Source organism: Sphingobium indicum BiD32 (assembly GCF_000382885.1).
Lineage (GTDB): Bacteria > Pseudomonadota > Alphaproteobacteria > Sphingomonadales > Sphingomonadaceae > Sphingobium > Sphingobium japonicum_C.
The window spans coordinates 1-19,899 of sequence record NZ_CAVK010000091.1; the positions used below are offsets into that span (position 1 = coordinate 1).

Annotated in this window: 26 protein-coding genes and 1 tRNA gene; 13 read left to right on the forward strand and 14 right to left on the reverse strand. The window is 64.0% G+C overall.

What is annotated here, in order from left to right; all coding sequences use genetic code 11:
- Positions 1–30: 30 nt before the first annotated feature.
- Positions 31–1,296, reverse strand: coding sequence for an aspartate kinase (locus tag EBBID32_RS09830; RefSeq protein ID WP_037490037.1), 1,266 nt, complete (start codon positions 1,294–1,296; stop codon positions 31–33).
- Positions 1,297–1,378: 82 nt separating this feature from the next.
- Between EBBID32_RS09830 and ubiG the strand changes: the two genes are divergently transcribed.
- Entirely contained in the window at positions 1,379–2,116 is a 738-nt protein-coding gene (gene ubiG / locus EBBID32_RS09835; RefSeq protein ID WP_006955336.1) for a bifunctional 2-polyprenyl-6-hydroxyphenol methylase/3-demethylubiquinol 3-O-methyltransferase UbiG, read from the forward strand.
- 4 nt (positions 2,117–2,120) lie between these two features.
- Positions 2,121–2,711: a YdeI/OmpD-associated family protein gene (locus EBBID32_RS09840; RefSeq protein WP_006955339.1), complete on the forward strand. Its 591-nt coding sequence runs from the start codon at positions 2,121–2,123 to the stop codon at positions 2,709–2,711.
- Between the two features lie 38 nt (positions 2,712–2,749).
- Here EBBID32_RS09840 and EBBID32_RS09845 read toward each other — a convergent pair.
- Positions 2,750–2,836, reverse strand: a tRNA-Tyr gene (locus EBBID32_RS09845).
- Positions 2,837–2,940: 104 nt separating this feature from the next.
- On the opposite strand from EBBID32_RS09845, the gene EBBID32_RS09850 reads away from it, so the two are divergent.
- Positions 2,941–3,681, forward strand: coding sequence for a TrmH family RNA methyltransferase (locus EBBID32_RS09850; RefSeq protein WP_037490038.1), 741 nt, complete (start codon positions 2,941–2,943; stop codon positions 3,679–3,681).
- 38 nt (positions 3,682–3,719) lie between these two features.
- Positions 3,720–4,439, forward strand: a complete 720-nt coding sequence (locus EBBID32_RS09855) for a hypothetical protein (protein WP_006955342.1) — start codon at positions 3,720–3,722, stop codon at positions 4,437–4,439.
- A gap of 17 nt (positions 4,440–4,456) precedes the next feature.
- On the opposite strand, the gene EBBID32_RS09860 is transcribed toward EBBID32_RS09855, so the two are convergent.
- Positions 4,457–4,774 carry a 2Fe-2S iron-sulfur cluster-binding protein gene (locus EBBID32_RS09860; protein ID WP_006955343.1) on the reverse strand — a complete coding sequence of 106 codons (318 nt, stop codon included), beginning with the start codon at positions 4,772–4,774 and terminating at the stop codon, positions 4,457–4,459.
- Positions 4,775–4,850: 76 nt separating this feature from the next.
- Between EBBID32_RS09860 and EBBID32_RS09865 the strand changes: the two genes are divergently transcribed.
- From EBBID32_RS09865 to EBBID32_RS09875, 3 genes are all read left to right on the forward strand, one after another.
- Positions 4,851–5,468: a DNA-3-methyladenine glycosylase family protein gene (locus EBBID32_RS09865; protein WP_006955345.1), complete on the forward strand. Its 618-nt coding sequence runs from the start codon at positions 4,851–4,853 to the stop codon at positions 5,466–5,468.
- A 3-nt stretch (positions 5,469–5,471) separates the two neighbouring features.
- Positions 5,472–5,699 carry a DUF2188 domain-containing protein gene (locus EBBID32_RS09870; RefSeq protein ID WP_006955347.1) on the forward strand — a complete coding sequence of 76 codons (228 nt, stop codon included), beginning with the start codon at positions 5,472–5,474 and terminating at the stop codon, positions 5,697–5,699.
- A 97-nt stretch (positions 5,700–5,796) separates the two neighbouring features.
- Positions 5,797–6,231, forward strand: coding sequence for a response regulator (locus EBBID32_RS09875; protein WP_037490039.1), 435 nt, complete (start codon positions 5,797–5,799; stop codon positions 6,229–6,231).
- On the opposite strand, the gene EBBID32_RS09880 is transcribed toward EBBID32_RS09875, so the two are convergent.
- Together EBBID32_RS09880 and murA are read right to left on the reverse strand one after the other, a co-directional pair.
- Positions 6,179–7,705: a PAS domain-containing protein gene (locus EBBID32_RS09880; protein ID WP_006955349.1), complete on the reverse strand. Its 1,527-nt coding sequence runs from the start codon at positions 7,703–7,705 to the stop codon at positions 6,179–6,181. The genes EBBID32_RS09875 and EBBID32_RS09880 overlap by 53 nt on opposite strands.
- The gene (gene murA / locus EBBID32_RS09885) at positions 7,698–8,981 is read right to left on the reverse strand and encodes a UDP-N-acetylglucosamine 1-carboxyvinyltransferase (RefSeq protein WP_006955350.1); all 1,284 of its coding nucleotides are present in this window, start codon (positions 8,979–8,981) and stop codon (positions 7,698–7,700) included. The genes EBBID32_RS09880 and murA overlap by 8 nt, the downstream gene beginning before the upstream one ends.
- 184 nt (positions 8,982–9,165) lie before the next feature.
- On the opposite strand from murA, the gene EBBID32_RS09890 reads away from it, so the two are divergent.
- The gene (locus tag EBBID32_RS09890) at positions 9,166–9,900 is read left to right on the forward strand and encodes a Crp/Fnr family transcriptional regulator (RefSeq protein ID WP_037490040.1); all 735 of its coding nucleotides are present in this window, start codon (positions 9,166–9,168) and stop codon (positions 9,898–9,900) included.
- A gap of 41 nt (positions 9,901–9,941) precedes the next feature.
- On the opposite strand, the gene EBBID32_RS09895 is transcribed toward EBBID32_RS09890, so the two are convergent.
- Positions 9,942–10,211 carry a hypothetical protein gene (locus EBBID32_RS09895; protein WP_006955354.1) on the reverse strand — a complete coding sequence of 90 codons (270 nt, stop codon included), beginning with the start codon at positions 10,209–10,211 and terminating at the stop codon, positions 9,942–9,944.
- On the reverse strand, positions 10,208–10,774 hold the full coding sequence (locus tag EBBID32_RS09900) for an HNH endonuclease (protein WP_006955356.1): 567 nt from the start codon (positions 10,772–10,774) through the stop codon (positions 10,208–10,210). Before EBBID32_RS09900 ends, EBBID32_RS09895 begins: the two co-directional genes overlap by 4 nt.
- A gap of 94 nt (positions 10,775–10,868) precedes the next feature.
- Between EBBID32_RS09900 and gluQRS the strand changes: the two genes are divergently transcribed.
- The 4 genes from gluQRS (at position 10,869) to EBBID32_RS09920 (ending at position 13,648) form a co-directional block, all read left to right on the forward strand.
- Positions 10,869–11,852, forward strand: a complete 984-nt coding sequence (gene gluQRS, locus EBBID32_RS09905) for a tRNA glutamyl-Q(34) synthetase GluQRS (RefSeq protein WP_006955358.1) — start codon at positions 10,869–10,871, stop codon at positions 11,850–11,852.
- A gap of 10 nt (positions 11,853–11,862) precedes the next feature.
- On the forward strand, positions 11,863–12,099 hold the full coding sequence (locus EBBID32_RS09910) for a twin transmembrane helix small protein (RefSeq protein ID WP_006955359.1): 237 nt from the start codon (positions 11,863–11,865) through the stop codon (positions 12,097–12,099).
- Between the two features lie 4 nt (positions 12,100–12,103).
- A complete protein-coding gene (locus EBBID32_RS09915) occupies positions 12,104–12,673 on the forward strand; it encodes a cob(I)yrinic acid a,c-diamide adenosyltransferase (RefSeq protein ID WP_006955361.1) in 570 nt (189 codons plus the stop codon).
- A 126-nt stretch (positions 12,674–12,799) separates the two neighbouring features.
- The gene (locus tag EBBID32_RS09920; RefSeq protein WP_006955363.1) at positions 12,800–13,648 is read left to right on the forward strand and encodes a GGDEF domain-containing protein; all 849 of its coding nucleotides are present in this window, start codon (positions 12,800–12,802) and stop codon (positions 13,646–13,648) included.
- 6 nt (positions 13,649–13,654) lie between these two features.
- Here EBBID32_RS09920 and EBBID32_RS09925 read toward each other — a convergent pair whose 3' ends face one another.
- Together EBBID32_RS09925 and EBBID32_RS09930 are read right to left on the reverse strand one after the other, a co-directional pair.
- Positions 13,655–14,701, reverse strand: coding sequence for a DUF1176 domain-containing protein (locus EBBID32_RS09925; RefSeq protein WP_006955365.1), 1,047 nt, complete (start codon positions 14,699–14,701; stop codon positions 13,655–13,657).
- Between the two features lie 119 nt (positions 14,702–14,820).
- Positions 14,821–16,146: a NupC/NupG family nucleoside CNT transporter gene (locus EBBID32_RS09930; protein ID WP_006955367.1), complete on the reverse strand. Its 1,326-nt coding sequence runs from the start codon at positions 16,144–16,146 to the stop codon at positions 14,821–14,823.
- A gap of 202 nt (positions 16,147–16,348) precedes the next feature.
- On the opposite strand from EBBID32_RS09930, the gene EBBID32_RS09935 reads away from it, so the two are divergent.
- The gene (locus EBBID32_RS09935) at positions 16,349–17,584 is read left to right on the forward strand and encodes an MFS transporter (protein WP_006955370.1); all 1,236 of its coding nucleotides are present in this window, start codon (positions 16,349–16,351) and stop codon (positions 17,582–17,584) included.
- Here EBBID32_RS09935 and EBBID32_RS09940 read toward each other — a convergent pair.
- From EBBID32_RS09940 to EBBID32_RS24550, 5 genes are all read right to left on the reverse strand, one after another.
- Entirely contained in the window at positions 17,581–18,054 is a 474-nt protein-coding gene (locus EBBID32_RS09940) for a hypothetical protein (RefSeq protein WP_006955373.1), read from the reverse strand. The two genes, EBBID32_RS09935 and EBBID32_RS09940, sit on opposite strands and share 4 nt — an antisense overlap.
- Positions 18,032–18,424: a hypothetical protein gene (locus EBBID32_RS09945; RefSeq protein ID WP_006955375.1), complete on the reverse strand. Its 393-nt coding sequence runs from the start codon at positions 18,422–18,424 to the stop codon at positions 18,032–18,034. Before EBBID32_RS09945 ends, EBBID32_RS09940 begins: the two co-directional genes overlap by 23 nt.
- Before the next feature lie 90 nt (positions 18,425–18,514).
- On the reverse strand, positions 18,515–18,862 hold the full coding sequence (locus tag EBBID32_RS09950; protein ID WP_006955377.1) for a hypothetical protein: 348 nt from the start codon (positions 18,860–18,862) through the stop codon (positions 18,515–18,517).
- Positions 18,863–18,926: 64 nt separating this feature from the next.
- Positions 18,927–19,418 (reverse strand): response regulator transcription factor, encoded by a 492-nt coding sequence (locus tag EBBID32_RS09955; protein WP_006955379.1) that lies wholly within the window; start codon positions 19,416–19,418, stop codon positions 18,927–18,929.
- Between the two features lie 172 nt (positions 19,419–19,590).
- Positions 19,591–19,758 (reverse strand): hypothetical protein, encoded by a 168-nt coding sequence (locus tag EBBID32_RS24550; RefSeq protein WP_006955382.1) that lies wholly within the window; start codon positions 19,756–19,758, stop codon positions 19,591–19,593.
- Positions 19,759–19,899: the final 141 nt, after the last annotated feature.

Sequence of the window (19,899 nt, forward strand, 5' to 3'; positions counted from 1 at the left end):
CCCCTCCCGCAAGCGGGAGGGGAACAAATATTAAGCCGCCGGGGCGTCGAGGCCGTAGGCGGTGTGCAGGACGCGGACGGCGAGTTCGGTCTCGTCCTCGTCGATCAGCACGCTGACCTTGATCTCGCTGGTGGAAATCGCCTCGATATTGATACCGCGATCGGCCAGCGTCTTGAACATGGTCGCCGCGACACCGGCATGGCTGCGCATGCCCACACCCACGACGCTGATCTTGGCGACTTCGGTGTCGGTGATGATGCGGCGGAAGCCGATGGCGTCCTTGTTCGCTTCGAGAATGTCGACGCTGCGGGCGAGGTCCGCGCGCGGGACGGTGAAGGTCACGTCGGTCTCTTCATTGTCCTTGCTGTCATTCTGGATGATCATGTCGACGTTGATCGCGGCGTCGGCCAGCGGCGTGAAGATGCTGGCGACCGCGCCCGGCTTGTCGGGCACGCGCGTCACGATGATCTTCGCCTCATTCTTGTCATGGGCGATACCGGTGATGAGCTGACGTTCCATCTTGTTTTCCTTGCGCTTGGCTTCCAGTTCCTCGTCGCTGACGATCAGCGTGCCGGGCAGGTCGGTCTGGGTGGGATCATCGAAGGAGGACAATACCTGCACGACCACGCCTTCCTTCATGGCGAGGCCGACCGAGCGGGTTTGCAGCACCTTGGCCCCCACCGACGCGAGTTCGAGCATTTCCTCATAGGTAACAAGATCGAGCTTGCGCGCGCGCGACACGATGCGCGGGTCGGTGGTATAGACGCCATCGACGTCGGTATAGATGTCGCAGCGGTCGGCCTTGATCGCGGCGGCGACCGCGACGGCAGAGGTGTCGGACCCGCCACGGCCGAGCGTGGAAACGCGGCCGTCGGCCATCATGCCCTGAAAACCGGGGATCACGGCAACCTGCCCCGCGCCCATCGCGGCGAGCAGCGCATCGGTGTCGATGCTGCTGACCCGCGCCTTGGCATGGGCCTCGATCGTCTTGATCGGGAGCTGCCAGCCGAGCCAGCTGCGCGCGTCCACATCCATGGCTTTCAGCGTCATCGCCAGCAGCCCGCTGGTGATCTGCTCACCCGCCGCGACAACGACGTCATATTCGGCCGGGTCGTAGAGGGCGGAGGCTTCCTTGCAGAAGCCGACCAGCCGGTCCGTCTCGCCCGCCATGGCGGACACGACGACGGCGACTTCATGGCCTTGGCTCACCACATGCTTGACCCGCGCGGCCACGTTGCGAATTCGCTCCATCCCCGCCATGGAGGTGCCGCCGAATTTCATCACGATGCGCGCCATTTGCTTGTCGAACCTGCCTGTTGGTGAGAAAGAAAATGTCCCAGAAGGGCGAAACGGCGCTTCTTTAGCAGCGGATACGGATATGGCAAGCAACCCGACATCGACCATCGACCCGAAGGAGGCCGCTCATTTCGGCACGATGGCGGCCGACTGGTGGGACCCCAGGGGGTCAAGCGCGATGCTGCACAAGCTGAACCCGGTGCGGCTGGCCTATATTCGCGGGGCGATCGACCGGCACTGGCCGGGGAAATCGCATGATTTTGAGCCGCTTGAGGGCAAGCGCGCGCTGGATGTGGGTTGCGGTGCAGGGTTGCTGGCCGAACCGCTGGCGCGGCTGGGGGCCAGGGTGACGGGACTGGACGCGGCGCCGGAGAATATCGCGGCTGCGCGCGCCCATGCCGCGCCGCAGGGTCTGGCGATCGACTATCGCGCGACGCCGGTGGAAGAGGTGGCGGACGGCGGATATGATCTGGTCACATCGATGGAGGTGATCGAGCATGTCGCCGATCCCGCCGCTTTCGTCTGCGCGCTGGCGGGCAAGCTGGCTTCCGATGGTCTCATGATCCTGTCCACCCCGAACCGCACCCCCCTCTCCCGCCTGGCCATGATCACGATCGGCGAAAGCATTGGCGGCATCCCCAAGGGGACGCATGACTGGGGCAAGTTCATCACGCCGGAGGAACTGACCGCGTTGCTGGAACAGGCCGGGCTGGAGGTGATCGACAGTAGCGGGATCAGCTTCGATCCGGGGCGTGGCTTTACCCTGTCGGATAACAAGGCGATCAACTATCTGCTGACCGTGCGGCACCGGCAGGACTGACGCGATGCGCGGCGATCCCCGCATCGACGCCTATATTGCGCGGCAGGCGGATTTTGCCAGGCCGATCCTGATCCATATCCGCGCGCTGGTCCATGCCGCCGCGCCGGACATAAGCGAGGCGGTCAAATGGGGGATGCCTTTCTTCACCTATAAGGACCAGAATCTGTGCAGCATGGCCGCGTTCAAGGGTCATGCTGCCTTCGGATTCTGGCATGACAAGGTTGGGCGCGATGATGCCCGGCAGGGGGCGATGGGGCAGTTCGGCAAGATCATGCAGCTGAACGACCTGCCGTCGGACACAGAGATTGTCGCGCTGCTGACGCAGGCGATGGCGTTGATTGATGCCGGGGATCGGCCACGCGCCGGGGCGAAACAGGCGCGGGAGCCGCTCCCGGTGCATCCGGCTTTTGCAGACGCGATTGCTGCTGACCCGGCCGCAGCGGCGGTGTGGGCAGCCTTCCCGCCCGGCAAGCTGCGCGACTATTGCGAATGGATCAATGATGCGAAGAGCGATTCGACCCGCGAGCGACGCATTGGCCAAGCGGTGGAATGGATCGCACAGGGCAAGGGGCGGAACTGGAAATATCAGAGATAGCGGGGATCGACTTGATCCGCCCGACCCTCTTGGGAGGGTGGTGGACAGGGTTGGGTTCGAACCAACGTAGGGCGTAGCCCGGCAGATTTACAGTCTGCTGCCTTTAACCACTCGGCCACCTGTCCAGTACCCTTCGCAGTCAGGAAAAAGCTCCTTTACCGCGCTGGAGGCGGCTCAATGGCGAAAGGAGGCTTGCCTGTCAATGGTCGGATGTGAAAAGAGCGCTTCCATGAAAAGAGGTCATCGTCCCGCCAAGCCCAAGGGCGCGTTCCCGCGCTTCTATGGTCGCCACGCCGTCATTGCGGCGCTGGCCAATCCCAACCGCATCGTGCGCAAGATATGGGGCACCCGCGAAGCGCTGGGTGCGCTGGAGCTGCCGCCGGTGCTGCCGATCGTCTATGCCGATGTGGCCGACATGGGCCGGATGGTTCCGTCCGATGCGCCGCATCAGGGCATCGTCGCCGAAGTCGAGCCGCTGGACGATGTCTGGCTGGGCGATATTCTGGACGAAGGACGTGATGACAAGCGGCCGATCCTGGTGCTGGATCAGGTGACCGACCCGCATAATGTCGGCGCGATCCTGCGCTCTGCCGCTGCGTTCGATGCGCTGTGCATCGTCACGCAGGACAGGCACGCACCGCCCGAATCGGGGGTGCTGGCGCGCGCGGCGTCGGGCGCGCTGGAGATCATGCCGTGGGTGCGGGTGGTGAACCTGTCGCGCGCGCTGGATGAGATTGCCGAGGCGGGCTATTGGCGGATCGGGCTGGATGGCGAGGCGGATACCAATCTGGGCGACGCGATCGGCGAATCGCGGGTCGCGCTGGTGCTGGGGGCCGAAGGCGAAGGGCTGCGCCACAACAGCATGGCGCATTGCGACATTTTGGCTAAACTGCCGATCAGCCCGCGCATGGAAAGCCTGAACGTGTCCAACGCCGCGGCCATCGCCCTGTACGCCGCCGCCAGCCGGTAGGCAGCCGACCGGGCGGGCAAGTCTGGGGGGATCGCGCCATGAAGCGTCTGTTGCGTTGGGTGCTGGCACTGCCGGGGGTCATGGCGCTGTCCGCCTGTCTGGTGACGCCGGGCAAGTTCGATTCGTCGCTCGACATTCGGGCCGACCGCAGCTTCAGCTTTACCTATAAGGGCGAGATCATCGCATCGGACAGCGGCAAGGGGGCGATGAGCCTCCCTGAACCGGCGAGTGATGATGCGGATGCTGCGCCGGCGCAATTGCTGCAGATCGCGCAGGGCAAGTTCGACAGTGAAGCCGACAATGGTGACGACGTGCAAATGCGCGCGATCGCCGACGCCTTGTCCAAAGAAAAAGGTTTTAGATCAGCACGTTACATTGGGAAGCGCATGTTCGAGATCGACTATGCGATCAGCGGGCGGCTGACCCATGCGTTCCTCTTTCCCTTCAACATCGACGCGCAGATCGTGCTGCCCTTCGTCGCGGTGGAATTGCGCGGGGACGACCGGGTGCGGGTGAAGGCACCGGGCTTTTCCAACGGGTTCGACAAGAGCCAGGGGCCGACGCTGGGCGCGGGCGGGCCGGGCGAGGACGCGGCCAAGGCGCTGAACGGCCGCTTCACGCTGACGACCGACGCGGAGATTATCAGCCAGAATCAGGAGGAAGGCGCGCAGCCTGTACCCAATGGCAAGCGGATCGTCTGGCGGGTCACCCCGCTCACAAGTGAGGCACCCGCTGCCACGCTGCGCTTGCAGCGGTAGCGGGCGCCCTCAATTCATCAATCTTCCGGTGCGATGGTGACCCGCAGGCCGTCCAGCGCGTCGCTCAGCACAACCTGGCAAGACAGGCGGCTGGTGTCGTTGCGATGGTCGGAGCTGTCGAGCAGGTCGTTTTCGTCCTCGGTCATCGCGGGAAGCGAATCGGCGAAAGCCGGGTCGATATAGACATGGCAGGTGGCGCAGGAGCAGCAGCCGCCGCACAAGGCCAGCAGTTCGTCAAAACCATTGTCCCGGATGACTTCCATCACCGACAGGCCATTGTCGCCATCGACAGCCTGTTCTTCGCCCGCACGGTTGACCACGATCAGTTTCGGCATCTATCCAGTCCCCAATAATTTTCTTCGCCGCTCTGACGGACAGTCGCGGGGAAATCAAGAGCGGACCGAAACACTTATGGTCAAAACTGTACAAACATTGCGCGACAGCATGGATGCCATCGCCGCGATCGAGCCTGGATTCGGCGCGGCGCTGGCCCGCGCTGGCTATCCTGAGCCGCGCCTGCGGGAGCCGGGCTATGAAACGCTGCTACGCACGATCGTGGGCCAGCAGGTCAGCGTCGCCGCCGCCGCTGCGGTGTGGCGCAAGCTGGAAGCGGAACTGGGCGCGGGCTGCGCGCCCGATGCCTTGTTGGCGCGCGACCATGACGCACTGCGCGCCTGCGGCCTGTCGCGCCAGAAACAGGGCTATGCCCGGAGCCTGGCCGAGATGGTATTAAGCGGCGCACTGGACCTGAACGCCCTGCCCGCCGATGATGAGGCGGCGATCGCACAACTCATCCAGATCAAGGGGATTGGCCGCTGGTCGGCGGAAATTTACCTGCTGTTTGCCGAAGGACGGCCCGACATCTGGCCTGCGGGTGATCTGGCGGTACAGATTGAGGTCGGCCGGATATTGGGCCTGCCCGAACGACCGAGCGAAAAAATGACCCGTCAGCTGGCCGAAGGCTGGCGTCCGCATCGCGGGGCCGCAGCGATCATGGCGTGGCACCATTATAATATAGAGGTTTTGTAATCCATGGCCCCCACCCTGCCCCACGCCCGCTACATCGTCCTGGCTCATGAGGGCGTGTGGAAGATCAATCTGAACAACAGCTATTATGGCCCGTTCGACACGCAGGCGGCGGCGGTCGAGAGCGCGACCGATACGGCGCGCGAGGCCAGCGAAGGCGGCTATCCCGCGTCCGTGCTGCTGATGAAGGACGCCACCAATTTCGAGACGCTGTGGAGCAGCGTGCAGGATTGACCCTGTCCTTTGGTCTATCGACCAAGGATTCTTATGCGGTCACGGGAACCGGTCGGCCAACCGGGCATTTCATTGCTCTGAACCAAGCAGGCCAAGGATGAGCAAGAAAATATTGATAGTCGAGGACGAGATTTTCGTCGCTCTGGAAATTGAACAGATTGTCGAGGAGACGGGGTTTGACGTCAGCGCGATTGCCGCAGACCGAGAGGCAGCGCTGGCCTGCGCGGAATCCTGTGATATTGCGCTGGTCGATCTGAACCTGCGCGATGGGCCTACCGGACCGATGATCGGCATGGAGCTGGCCAGCCGCTATGGTATCCGGGTCATCTATGTGACGGCCAATCCTTCGCAGATTGGTGCGGCATCAATGGCGGCACTGGGCGTCATTACCAAGCCGTTTCGCGCGCAGAGCATTGCCGCCGCGTTGCGACTGGCGGCACGAGACGACCCCGAATTGCACACCGCCGATATTGCGGGCTTTATTCCGTTCCTGCCGCGCGGCTCATCGAGCGGGCTGGAATCCAGAGGCTGAGTTTCAGCCCGTCGGCAGACCAGTCCCGCACGATGCGGCCTCCCAGTTGCCGCTCCACGCTCAGCGTGATGAGGCGGCTGCCAAAACCATCGGAATGAGCGGGTTGAACCGCAGGGCCGCCCTGCTCACGCCAGTCTATGCGGACGTCTGACCCTTCGCGCGTGATATGAAGGGCAATCCTGCCCTCCGGCGTCGATAGTGCGCCATATTTGGCGGCGTTGGTCGCCAGTTCGTGGAACAGCAAGGCCAGCGGCGTCGCCGAGCGATCGTCGATCGCGACATTGTCGCCCGACAGTGCGATGCGTGAACCGTCCTGCGCTTTGTAGGGCGCGAAAATCTGTTCCAATATGCCCCAGAGCAGCCCCTGCCCATGGCCGACCTGCGGCGCGGATTCCGCGCTGTGGGGCCGCACGAAATCATGGGCGCGGCCCAGCGCCAGAATACGATCGCGCAGGTCGTCGGCGACATCGCTGATTTGCGGGTGCTGGCGCGCGGACAGGCCAATCAGACCCGCGATCACCGAAAAGATATTCTTGATCCGGTGCGACAGTTCATGCGCGATCATCTCGCGCTCTTCCATCATCAATTTCTGTTCGTGGATTTCGGTGCAGGTGCCGATCCAGCGCAATATGGTGCCAGCCCCGTCGCGGATCGGCAGGGCGCGGCCCAGGGTCCAGCGATAGTCGCCGCTATGGTGGCGCAGGCGATATTCGATCTCATAGGGTTCGCCGGTTTCCAGCGAGTTACGCCAGCGGCTCCAGGCGCGGTCCTGATCGTCAGGATGGAACATATTGTTCCACCCCTCGCCATCGGTCGAACCGGCCGGCACGCCGGTATATTCATACCAGCGGGCATTGTAATAGTCATGATAGCCGTTGGGCAGGGTCGACCAGACCATTTGGGGCATGGTGTCGGCCAGCGTGCGGAACATGCGGTCGCTGTCGGCGATGGCGGCGGCGTCCTGGCGTTGCCGGGCGATGACGTCGCGGTCGCGGCGACGCCCCTCCAGTTCCACCATCACCTGCCGCGCCAGCAGGATCAGACCCTGCCTCTGCATCGGCGTCAGATCAGCGCGCGGCTGCGTATCGATGACGCACAGCGCGCCCAGCGGCACGCCCGCACTATCGACCAGCGGCGCACCGGCGTAGAAGCGGATGTGCGGCGGACCAGTGACCAGGGCGTTGTCGGCAAAGCGCGGATCGTTGCACGCATCGGGCACGACGAAAATATCGCTGCCCAGCATGGCGAGGGCGCAAAAGGATACGTCGCGCGGCGTTTCCTGCGCATCGATGCCGGTGCGCGCGAGAAAGCGTTGCCGCGCCGATTCCACGATGCTGACGAGGGCGATCGGCGCTTCGCACAAAGTGGAGGCGAAAGCGGTGATCTCGTCCAGATTGCGAAAACCACCGGCGTCCAGATCATAGAGCGCGAGCAGCGCCGCGCGATCCGTGTCCAGGCCGATGCCGTCAGCCATCACTGACACGCTCGATATCGGCACCGACGGCGGAGAGCTTTTCCTCCAGCCGTTCGTAACCGCGATCGAGATGATAGACGCGATTGACCTGGGTTTCGCCTTCTGCGGCAAGGCCCGCCAGGATGAGGCTCATCGAGGCGCGCAGGTCGGTCGCCATTACCGGCGCGCCGACCAGCTTGTCGACGCCGCGCACCACGGCGGTGCGACCGTTGACGGCGATGTCCGCGCCCATACGCGCCAGTTCGGGCACATGCATGTAGCGGTTTTCAAAGATGGTTTCGGTCAGCACCGATGCGCCGTCCGCCATGGTCAGCATCGCCATGAACTGCGCCTGCATATCGGTCGGGAAGGCCGGAAAGGGCGCGGTCGAGAGGGTGAGCGGCTTCAATTTGCCATCGGAGGAGACGCGGATGCCATCCTTGTGGACATCCACCTGCACCCCGGCGTCGCGCAGTGCGGCGAGGATGGCGTGCATGTCTTCGCCATTGGCGCCGATCAGGTCGAGCGAACCGCCGGTGATGGCGGCGGCGCAAGCGTAGCTGCCCGCCTCGATCCGGTCGGGCATGACGCGATAGGTGGCACCATGGAGGCGTTCGCGGCCGTGGATGATCAGCTTGTCGGTGCCGACGCCTTCAATGTCCGCGCCCATCGCCAGCAATAATTTGCACAGATCGACGATTTCCGGTTCGCGCGCGGCATTTTCCAGGATGCAGGTGCCCTTGGCCAGCACGGCCGCCATCAGCGCATTTTCGGTCGCACCGACCGACACCACCGGGAAGGTGTAGATGCCACCGGGCAGGCCACCATCGGGCAGGCTGGCGCGGACATAGCCCGCCGCAATTTCGATAATCGCGCCGAATGCTTCGAGCGCCTTCAAATGCAGGTCGATCGGGCGGTTGCCGATGGCGCAGCCGCCGGGCAGCGACACCCGCGCTTCGCCCGCGCGGGCCAGCAAGGGGCCAAGCACCAGGATCGACGCGCGCATCTTGCGCACGATGTCATAGGGCGCTTCGGTCGAGGTGACCCGCCCCGCCCGCATGGTCATGACCCGGCCGAAATCCTCTGGCCTGGCCCCTTCGATCATGGTCGAGACGCCCAACTGATTGAGCAGATGGCCAAAGCTATCGACATCGGCGAGGCGCGGCAGGTTGCGCAGCGTCACCGGCTCGTCAGTCAGCAGAGCGCAGGGCAGCAGCGTCAACGCTGCATTCTTCGCGCCGGAGATGGGAAGGCGGCCATTGAGCGCTTTGCCGCCGCGGATGATGATGCGGTCCATTGGTCAGGGTTAATAGCGGCAAACGCGCGCCGTGCAAGGCGGGCGGCGGGTGATTTGTACCGTTCGCGTGTAACGGCAGAAACAAATGCTGCGACCTTGATCGAGTTTAGTGCGGCGCATGAAAATGCAGCCAAAAGGCGCGTGGGGCGTTTTGCCATCGTAACGACAATTTTTAAGAGGTTTTTTGGTGGCAACGAGTTGTTTCGCAGAAAGGCTGGCCAAGCATGTGCCGCTGTCCGACGCGGAAAAGTCGGCCCTTGCGCGGCTGGAGGAAAATCCGCGCAAGGTGAAGCGTGGCGCGATGATCCAGCGGGTCAATGAAACGGTGACCGAATTGTTCGTGCTGCGCGAAGGCCGGGTGATGAGCTTTGTCATCCTGCCCGACGGCAGCCGCCAGATCTTGCGCGTCTATTTCCCCGGCGATTTCATCGGATCGGCCAGCACCATTTACAGCAAGGCGCCCGAATCGCTGGTCGCGCTGACCGATGTGGTGGTGTGTCCCTTCGACAAGCACGCACTGCGCCGGTTGCTGGAGGATTATCCGCGGGTAGCGGCATTGCTGTTCTTGCTGTCCAATGCGGAACGGGTGGCGATGACCGACCGGATGGCATCGCTGGGCCGCACATCGGCCAAGGCGCGGGTCGCCTCCTTCCTGCTCGACATGTTCGACAGGCTGCGCGTGACCGACGACGGCGTCATCGACAGTTTCGACCTGAAGCTGACGCAGGAGGAGATTGGCGATTCGATCGGCCTGACATCGGTGCATGTGAACCGCATGATCCGCCAGATGGAGCAGGAAGGGCTGATCAGCCGATCCAACGGCCGCATCACGCTGCACCAGATGGCGCGGCTGGAGGAGATCGGCCATTATATCAACCGGCACAAGGTTATGGATCTGGACTGGTTGCCAGTAGGCTGAGGGTGGGTTGCTTGTTCCCGCGAAGGCGGGAACACGACTCTTTAGTGCGATGGCGTGGCTGGGCGATCGGGCGCAAAGCAGCGGGTGCAGCGGCGCCAGCAGGTGAGGCCGGGCATGGCGACGGCGGGCTGGAGGCCGGGCTTGGGATAAAGGCCGGTCAGGATGGCGGGGGAAACCCCCTCTGGTGCAGCGGCGCTGTGGCACATCAGGCAGTTGCGGACATATTTGGCGCGGGTGAGACCGGAATGATCCGCCTGCGCGGCGAGGCTGGCGGGCGTGAGCAGGAGCGCGGCCGCCAGCGCCAGCCTCATGCCAGCAACTCGACGTCCCAATAGAGCCAGTCGTGCCAGCTTTCGTGGAGATAGCCGGGCGGGAAGGCGCGGCCATGTTCCTGCAAATGCCAGCTGGTCGGGCGGATCGGCTGGACATGAAGCTGCATCCCCGCCTGTTTGGGGGTGCGGCCGCCTTTTTTTAGGTTGCAGGGCGAACAGGCGGTCGCGACATTTTCCCATGTGGTGCGGCCGCCCGCGCGGCGGGGCACGACATGGTCGAAGGTCAGGTCGCTGGTGCTGCCGCAATATTGGCAGGTGAATTTGTCGCGCAGGAACAGGTTGAAGCGGGTGAAGGCGGGATGTTCGGACGGCTTCACATAATGTTTGAGCGCGATGACCGAGGGGATTTTCATGTCCAGGCTGGGGCTGTGGACCTGCCGCGCATAGGAGGCGATGATATCGACCCGGTCGAGAAACACTGCCTTGATCGCGGTCTGCCACGGCCACAGGCTCAGCGGATAATAGCTGAGCGGGGTGTAATCAGCATTCAACACCAGTGCCGGACAGTTTTCCGGATGTCGTATAAGGTCGGGATGGTACATAGAAAGCCTCTACCCCCTTGCCGACGCTGCTGATCCACCAGCAACATGACACCCGCATGACAGCATTAACCAATATCGCCCGTCAAGAGCCTGTATGACATCATCCGTCGCACCACAGCATATGGTGACCCGTTTCGCCCCCAGCCCCACCGGGCGGCTGCATGTCGGCCATGGCTGGTCCGCGCTGCTGGCGCATGACATGGCGCGGGCGGCAGGTGGCCTTTTCCGGTTGCGGATCGAGGATATTGACGGCACCCGCAGCCGGGCGGAGCATGTTGCGGGGATCATCGAGGATCTGGGCTGGCTGGGGATCAGGTGGGATGGCGATGTGGTTTTTCAATCGCAGCGGCTGGCGCAGTATGACGCCGCGCTGGAGCGATTGCGGGACATGGGGCTGCTCTATCCCTGTTTCTGCACGCGGGCGGATATTGCGGCGAGCGCCAGTGCGCCGCATGGGCCGGAGGGGGCGCCCTATCCGGGGACATGCCGGGGATTGAGCGAGACTGAGCGGGCGCGACGGATCGGCGCGGGGGATGCCCATGCGTGGCGGATCGATATGGGGAAAGCGGTGGCGCGGGTTGGGGTGGTGGAATGGGCGGCTTCACCCCTCCCCTTCAGGGGAAGGGACGGGGGTGGGGGCTTGCCCCAGGCGCTTTGCCAGGACGATAGCCCCCACCCCAACCCCTCCCCTAAGGAGGAGGGGCATTTATGTGGCACTGTTGTGGCCCACCCTCTCCTCCATGGCGATGTGGTGCTGGCACGCAAGGATGCGCCGGCGAGTTATCATCTGTCCTGCACGCTGGACGATGCGGCGATGGGGGTGAGCCATGTGCTGCGCGGCGACGATCTGCTGGGGGCGACGGATGTGCATCGCCTGTTGCAGGCACTGCTTGGCCTCCCCTCCCCTGTCTATATCCATCATCCATTGCTGGTGGGCGCGGATGGCAAGCGGCTGGCGAAGCGGAGCGGGTCGATTGCGCTGGCGGCGTTGCGGGCGCAGGGCATGGACCCGGCCAGACTGGTCGCTGACCTAAGGGGCAGGCGCTTTCCGGTTGGCATCGCGCTGGCAAGCGCCTAGGTTGACCGCCATGAACACCGTCCTCGTCATCGCCCTCATCCTTGCCATGGGCGCAACGCTGTTTGCGCTGATCCGTGGCATCATCAGCTTCCTTCAGATTACCAAGGAAGAACTGAACGCGCCCGAAGGCAGCGGCCCCAGCCCGTCGCGGCTGAAGCAGAACAAGATGATGATGAGCCGCGTGCTGTTTCAGGCCGCCGCGATCATCATCGTCGCCATCCTGTTGCTCGCCAAGGGCAATAGCTGAACCCATGGTCAAGCTGAACAAGATTTACACCCGCACAGGCGACGCGGGGACGACCGGTCTTGTGGATGGATCGCGCCTGCCCAAGCACGCCCCCCGGATGCGGGCGGTAGGCGATGTCGATGAAGCGAACAGCGCGATTGGCCTGGCCATCGTCGCGATGGGCGATGCGCAGGAAGTCGTCTGGCTGACGACGATCCAGAATGACCTGTTCGATCTGGGCGCGGACCTGGCGACGCCGATACCCGATGGCGCGGACGAACCCTGGGCGCTGCGGATCATTGCGACCCAGGTGAAGCGGCTAGAGGATCAGATCGACGCGATGAACGCCGATCTGGCCCCGCTCGACAGCTTCATCCTGCCCGGCGGATCGCCCGCCGCCGCCGCCATCCATCTGGCCCGTGCGATTACGCGGCGGGCCGAGCGCAGCGCGACGGCTGCGGCGGTCGAGGTGGCGCTGAACCCGCAGGCATTGGCTTACCTCAACCGGCTGTCCGACCTGCTGTTCGTGCTGGCGCGGCGGGTGAATGACAATGGCGCAGGCGATGTCAAATGGGTGCCGGGCGCGTCGCGCTGATCGTACGCGCCATCTGACTCAGCTATGGCACGGCTCGTCCCGCCTGGCGAAATTAACCTTGTTTGTTGGGAAGCCATTTAGTCTGTCCCCCGACTTTGCGCCCCATTCGCAATTATGGGGCATTCCATGCATTTCTATCTCGCCACTTCCTTCATCTTTCCGCGCTCGCTGCGCCTGCGTCTTTTTACCCTCTGTTTTGTCGCCACGCATTTGCCGCTGCTTGGCTATAGCAGTTGGGGGCTGGCGACCGGGCGGATTGCGCTGACGGAATTCATCCTGCTGACGCTGATGACGCTGTTCGGCACGGCCATTGCGCTGATCGGTATCGGCGCGCTGCTCAATCCCATTCATGCACTGGCCGAAACGCTGAATCGCAGGGAGGAGGCTGCGCTGCCCAAAATGGGCGATGTGATCCAGACGCTCTATGCCGGGGTCCATCGCGCTGCCAGCACGGCGCAGGCGCAGATCGACGACCTGCATGTCGCGGCGCATGAGGATACGCTGACCGGCATCGCCAACCGGCGCGGCTTTCTGGCACAGATCACCGCCCTGCCCCGCGACCAGCGCCGGGGTTGCGTTGCGATCATCGACATCGACCATTTCAAGCAGGTCAATGACCAGCTGGGCCATGATGAGGGCGACCGGGTGCTGGCCGCCTTTGCCGATCGGCTGTCGGCGCAGTTGCGCCGCGTCGATCGGGTCGCGCGCTGGGGTGGCGAGGAGTTTGTGATCTTCTTCCACGGCGCGGCGGAGGACGAAGCCTGCTGGTCGCTGTCGCGGATCGCCGCCCAGATGCGGAGCGATCCGATCGGCCGGATTCATGGCCGCCCGATCAGCTTTTCCGCCGGGGTGTGCCGCTGGGGCGGGGATGCGGTGGATGGCGCAATGAGCGCGGCGGACACCGCGCTCTATGAGGCCAAGCAGTCGGGGCGCGACCGGATTTGTCGGGCTGCGACGGCTGCGCAGATGGTGTGACGTCGCCTAGTCGACGACGCGGGCGGTCCAGGTGGTGATCCAGTGCCAGGCACCGCGACATTCGCCCATCGCCGCTGCCTCGATCAGGCGGAAGCGCTGGCCGTCCCAGACATAGGCTTCGCTGCCGCCGCAATCGCCAAGGCCGCGTCCCTTGGCGAAACTGTCGAGCCGCGATTTCTCCGGCGTCCAGCCGACATTGACCAGCATGGGATGGTTCGCATCCTCGCTCCAGCCGGGCTTGAAGTCGAAGGTGGCAAAGCGGAAGGCGCGGCGGCCCGGCACGCCGGTGGCGATGACGGGTACGGACGAGAAATTATAGGCACCCGATCCGCAGGGGACCAGGACGAGCGTTTCGGTTTTGGACAGGCGTTGCAGGTCCGGGGTCTGGTCGCTGCGCATCTCGTCGGTGCAGCCGGTATATTTGCCGAGCGCCGTTAATTCCTCCCGCCACAAGGCGGCGGGCGCGGCACCGGCAGGCACCGGTGCACGGCGGATAGCGGGCGCGATAGGGGCGGGTTTCACCGCTGTCGGGCCAAGCGCGCCGGTCGCGACCAGCGCGGTCGTGGTGCCGGCCCGGCCCTGCCGCGCGTCCATATAGCGCAGCGCCGCGCCTGATCCGGCGAGCGAGGGGCGACCGAGCAGTCTGGCACCGGCGCGCACCTCCATGGTGGAGCCACGCGCCATGGCGATGGCGAGGGCGGAGGCCTGCGGTCCCCGGATCGTGGCTTCGCCGTCGCGCGCAATGGCGGTGGCGATCCTGCGGCCATCTACGGAAAAGCTGACATCCGCCTGCCCCTTGCCTTCGCGGCTGATCCAGACTTCGGCCTGGGCGTCCGGCCCGGCAGCGCGGGCGATGCCGATCATCAGCGGAATATCGGGCAGGTCGCCGCCTTCGGGCAGCAGCGCGACCGCTTCGCAGCGGTTGCGATTGTCGCAGCCGATGGTCCAGTCCTTATAGGTTTCCAGCGCCCCCGGCTTTGGCGCCTGCGCCATGGCCGATGCCGATCCCAGCGTGACCGCCAGCGCGGCCGCGAAAAGTCTGTTTGCCCCCATGGGGTTAACCATAATAGATTTGCTGGGGCAGCGATAGAGTCTCGTTACGTGTCCGTAGCGGACGGTCCACTGGCGTTTGGATACAGCATGTTCCCGCCTCCGCGGGAACATGCAGGGTGTCAGCGCAGGCTGAGCATCAGTCCGGCGAGCGCCGCGCTCATCAGGTTGGCGAGGCTGCCTGCGACCAATGCCTTCAAACCCAGCTTGGCGATCATCGGGCGCTGGTTGGGAGCGAGGTTGCCGGTCACCGCCATCTGGATCGCGATCGAGCTGAAATTGGCGAAACCGCACAGCGCGAAGGTAACGATGGCGATACTGGCGGGGGACAGCGTGTCCTGCACCTGCCCCAGATTGATATAAGCGACAAATTCGTTGAGCACGACCTTGGTGCCGAACAGGCCGCCTGCGACCTGCGCTTCCTCCCACGGGATGTTGAGCAGATACATGACCGGCGAAAAGACATAGCCCAGCAGTTGCTGGAAGCTGAGCGTGGGATAACCGAACACGCCGCCGATGCCGCCCAATATGCCGTTGGCAAGCGCCACCAGCGCGACGAAGGCCAGCACCATCGCGCCGACCGCGACGGCGAGCTTCACCCCGGTCTGCGCGCCTTGCGCGGCGGCCATGATCAGGTTGGCGGGCTTTTCCTCATCATGGCTGGCGACGGGCATGGGTTCACCCGGTGTGCCTTCGGGCAGCAGCGCGGCTGGCCCTGCCCCGCTGATCCGGGCTTCGGGCAGGTGAATGTCGGGATCATCGCCCAATGGCAGTTCGCCCTGCACGGGGAGGCGCGTGTCGGGCATCATGATCTTGGCCATCAGCAGCCCACCGGGCGCGGCCATGAAGCTGGCGGCGAGGAGATAGTCGATCTTGATCCCCATCGAGGCGTAAGCAGCCAGAATCGTGCCTGCAACCCCGGCCATGCCGCTGGTCATCACCGTGAAAAGCTGCGGCGGGGTGAGACCCGCAAGATAGGGGCGGATGACGAGCGGGCTTTCGCTTTGCCCGACGAAGATGTTGGCGGCGGCGCACAGGCTTTCCACCTTCGACACGCCGGTCACCGCCTCGATCGCGCCGCCGACCCAGCGGACGATGAACTGCATGACGCCCAGATAATAGAGGATCGACACCAGGCTGGCGAAGAAGATGATGACCGGCAGCGCCGCGATGGCAAAGCTCGCCCCGCCGATTTCGGGGCTGGCGAGCGGACCGAAGATGAAATTGGTGCCCGCCTGCGCATAGCCCAACAGGTTGGACACCCCCTTCGACATGCCCGCGATCACCGCGCGCCCGGCCGGGACATAGAGAACCAGCAGGGCAATCCCCGCCTGCAACAGGAACGCCGCGCCCACGACCCGCAGCCGGATGGCGCGACGGTCGGACGAGAGCGCAATGGCGATGGCAAGGATGAGCAAGATGCCCGCAAGACCGATGAGAAGATGCATGAAAGGCTTTCGCGGGGATAGTGGTGGCGCGGGAAGGATGTTGGGCGCGACTATATGAGCGTGGCAGCGGCATGGCCAGTCGGATTGACGACGGGGTGAGACGATAAAACAGGCCGTTGGCGCAATATAAATGAGAGTATCTCGCTTTTCTGCTCGGAAGCGCTAGTCTGGGAGCAAGACAGAATCGCGGGAGGAGAGCGGGATGACGCAGGCGGGGGCTTTGACGGCCGGGGCGGAGTGGCGACGGGCGCCGGTGCTGCCGATTGCGGCGGGGCTGGGTTATGCCACCAGCGTCATCCATATTTACGGGCTTGGTCCCTATATCGAGCCGATCAGCCAGTCATTTGGCTGGTCGCGGACGCAGACGACGATCGGGCTGACGCTGGCGACTTTGGTGCAGGCGCTGTTTTCGATACCGATCGGGCTGATGGTCGATCGGCTGGGGCCGCGCTTGTTCGGGCTGGTCGGCGTGCTGCTGACCACAAGTGCCTTTGCGATGCTGGGGACGGCGAACGGCGACAAGACGCAATGGCTGATGCTGTGGAGCCTGCTGGCGCTGGCGACGTTGCCGGTACAGGCGACGGTGTGGACCAGCGCGGTCGCGAGCCGCTTTGCCGCGTCGCGCGGGCTGGCCCTTGCCGTGACTTTGTGCGGCGCGTCGCTGGCGGCGGCGCTGTTTCCGCTGCTCGGAAGCTGGCTGATCGCCCATCATGGCTGGCGGACGGCTGCCCCAATGCAGGCGGCGATCTGGGTGGCGATCGCCTTTCCCATGATCTTCCTCTTCTTTCGCGGGGCGCATGACCGGCGCGGCAAGGAAGTATTGGCTGAGCGGCCGACACTGACCGGCGTGACGATGGGCGAAGGGCTGCGATCATCCATCTATCACCGGCTGCTGCTGGCCAGCCTGCTCTTCACCTTCACCATCATCGCGCTGGTGGTGCATTTCGTACCGATCCTGACCAGCCGGGGCGTCAGCCCGATGGCGGCGGCTGGCACGGCGGCGCTGGTCGGGCTGTTTTCGGTGATCGGGCGGCTGGGGACCGGGCTGCTGCTCGACCGGTTCCGCGCGTCGATGGTGGGGGCGAGCGTGTTCCTGCTGCCTGCGATCGGGTGCCTGTTGCTGCTGGTGGGGGGCGAGAGCTGGATGGCGCAGGCAGCAGCAGCTGCGATGGTCGGGCTGACGCTGGGGGCCGAAGTGGATGTGATCGTGTACCTCACCACCCAGCATTTCGGGCTCAAGACCTTTGGCGGCCTCTATGGCGGATTGTTGATGGCGCTGTCGATCGGCACCGCGACCGGGCCGCTGGGCGCGTCGGCGCTATTCGATGCGACGGGGGACTATGGCCCGTTCCTGTGGCTGACGATCGCGCTGATGGCAGGCAGCAGCCTGACACTGGCCAGCCTGCCGCGTCCCGCCTTCGCGACTGGGGGGAGCTAAGCGTCCGCCACGAAGGCGAGCGAGAACCAGGAGGACATGGCGTCTGTCGCCAGTGGCGAGAGGCAGAGGGCGCGGCGGCGGCGGCTGTTGGGTGAGGTTTGATGTTCGTCCAGCAGGCCGCGCCGTTCCAGTACGCCGACCTGGCCGACGACGACGCTCAACGACAGGCGCGATTTTTCGCTCAGTTGCTCCAGCGTCAGCGCCCGCCCCTCCAGCCCCGCCTGATACAGGAGGAGCAGCATTTCCCAGGCAGGATCGCTAAACAGATTCTGGCCGAGCAAGGTGGCGCGCGCCCGCCGCGCTTCAATATAGCGCGCGAGCGTGGCGAGCTGGCTCCCGCCATCGCCATCCAGAACGGCTGCATCCTCCTGCCTTGCATGGACATTGCTGAGGCAGCGTTGCAGCGCGACGATCAGATCGACCGCCTCCTGGCTGGGGACGATGCTCTCAGGCGGAATATGCGCGGTCATGGAGCGACTTTCGATCAAGTTCGATGCCAATGATGGTGAAGAGCATCAGGGGGATGATCCAGACCGTGTTCAGCCCTTCGTAGATGCGGTCGGAAAAGCTCTGGAGCAGCAGCGTCGCGACATGGGACAGCAGCGTCATCAGCTGGCAGGCGGAAACCCAGACCGGCCAGTAATGGTGGCTTTGCAGCATCAGCCAGAGCAGCGCGGCAAAGGTGAACAGATCAACCGTCATCAGCCAATATTGCGTCGCCTGCCACGATCCGGCGAGTTGGGCGGGAATGGTGAACAGCACCGCCGCCACCGAGATGACGACGAAGCGTCGCCCGTCCCGCCCGCCAAACGCCAGCGCGAATGCGCAGGTTAAAAACATCAGAAGCCAGAAAGAAGCCGCCAGCATTTGATCACCGGTTGAGAGGGGGGAGAAATCAAACGTTTACCCAATGCCGACGGCTCCACCTGGTCAGGCGACCAGGGTCAGGTGGCGCTGCACATCGTCCTGAACGGGCGCGTCCATCCCCAACGGGCAACCAAAGGCCGTGACGGCATGTTGGCTTTGTTCGATACAGCGGGTCAGGAGCGCTGTCGCGCGGATCATGTCGCTGCGCCCCTCGATAATCTTGGTCGCGCTTTCATGGATGCGCAAAATGATGCGCTGGCTTTCGGCGGCGGTCAGACCGGAGTCCTGTGCCGCAGCGAGAAAGGCGGTGGTCAGCTGCGCAGTGTCGACGAGCGCGACGTCCAGCGCGGCGAAAGCCTGCTTGGTCTGATCGGCGACGGCCTGGGTCTTTGCGGGATCAAGATTGAGCACAAGTCATCTCCTTCGCACGACGCCATACAGGCGGTGCGTTGTCAGCGTGGCAATATGGGAAGGATCAGGCCAGCGCCTTGAAGGCTCCGGCAATGAGCAGCAGCAGAGTGACGACACCAACGCCGGTCAGAACGGCGGCGCGGATCATCGCCAATATGCGGCCATCGATACTCAGTTCATTGATCGATCCCCCTAGCGGCGGGCCGAAGGCGAGGATGCGGCGCAGGAACTTTTTGCGTTCCGTCTGCTCATCCGGCCTGTCCGGCTGAGCGATGGATGACGCAGGTCCGGCATCGGAGGCAAGCCGCTGCGTTTGATGTATCAAAGGCTGATATGTGCCACTTTGGGGCTGTGGTTGCTCGAACGAAACGAACAGGCGCGCTGCTTCCTTGCGGGAGGGGACGCCAAACTTGCGCAAACTGGTGCGCACGCGCTGATCCACCGTATGCTCCGACACGTGGAGCTGCCGCGCGATTTCCTTGGAATTGAAGCCCTGCGACACCAGCCGCAGGCACTGCTTTTCCCCCTCGCTCAAGGCTGGCAGGGTTTCCGCCACTCCATCGCTCCTCTTGCATGGACGCTTTTGCCTATGAACGAACCAGAGGCATCAAAAGGCCCAGCCAACGCATATCACATCCGCAAGGTTGCGATTCGGTTTGCGTCACGTCCTAAAATGACATGACTGGGTGTTGATACGCAACTTAGTTAGGCAGCAAGAAAAAGGATGCTCAGGCGGTCGGCTTGCCGTCCTGCTTGGCCTTGTGCGCCGCAAGCAGTGCGTCGATCTCGACAATGCGCTGGCGCTGGGCGGTATCCTTGGCCAGCCCCTTGAGGCGACATTCGGCCCACAGGGCGCGACGCTCGGAGGTGAGGGCTTTGAGATAGAGGTCGGCCATGCGGGGCATCCTTGGAAAAAGAAAGGCGATGATGTCCTTACAAACCCGACACCAAAATCCTCCCCTGCAAGGGGAGGGGGACCGGCGGAGCCGGTGGAGGGGTATCACCCTAGCGATAGGGCGACACCCCTCCGTCTGGCC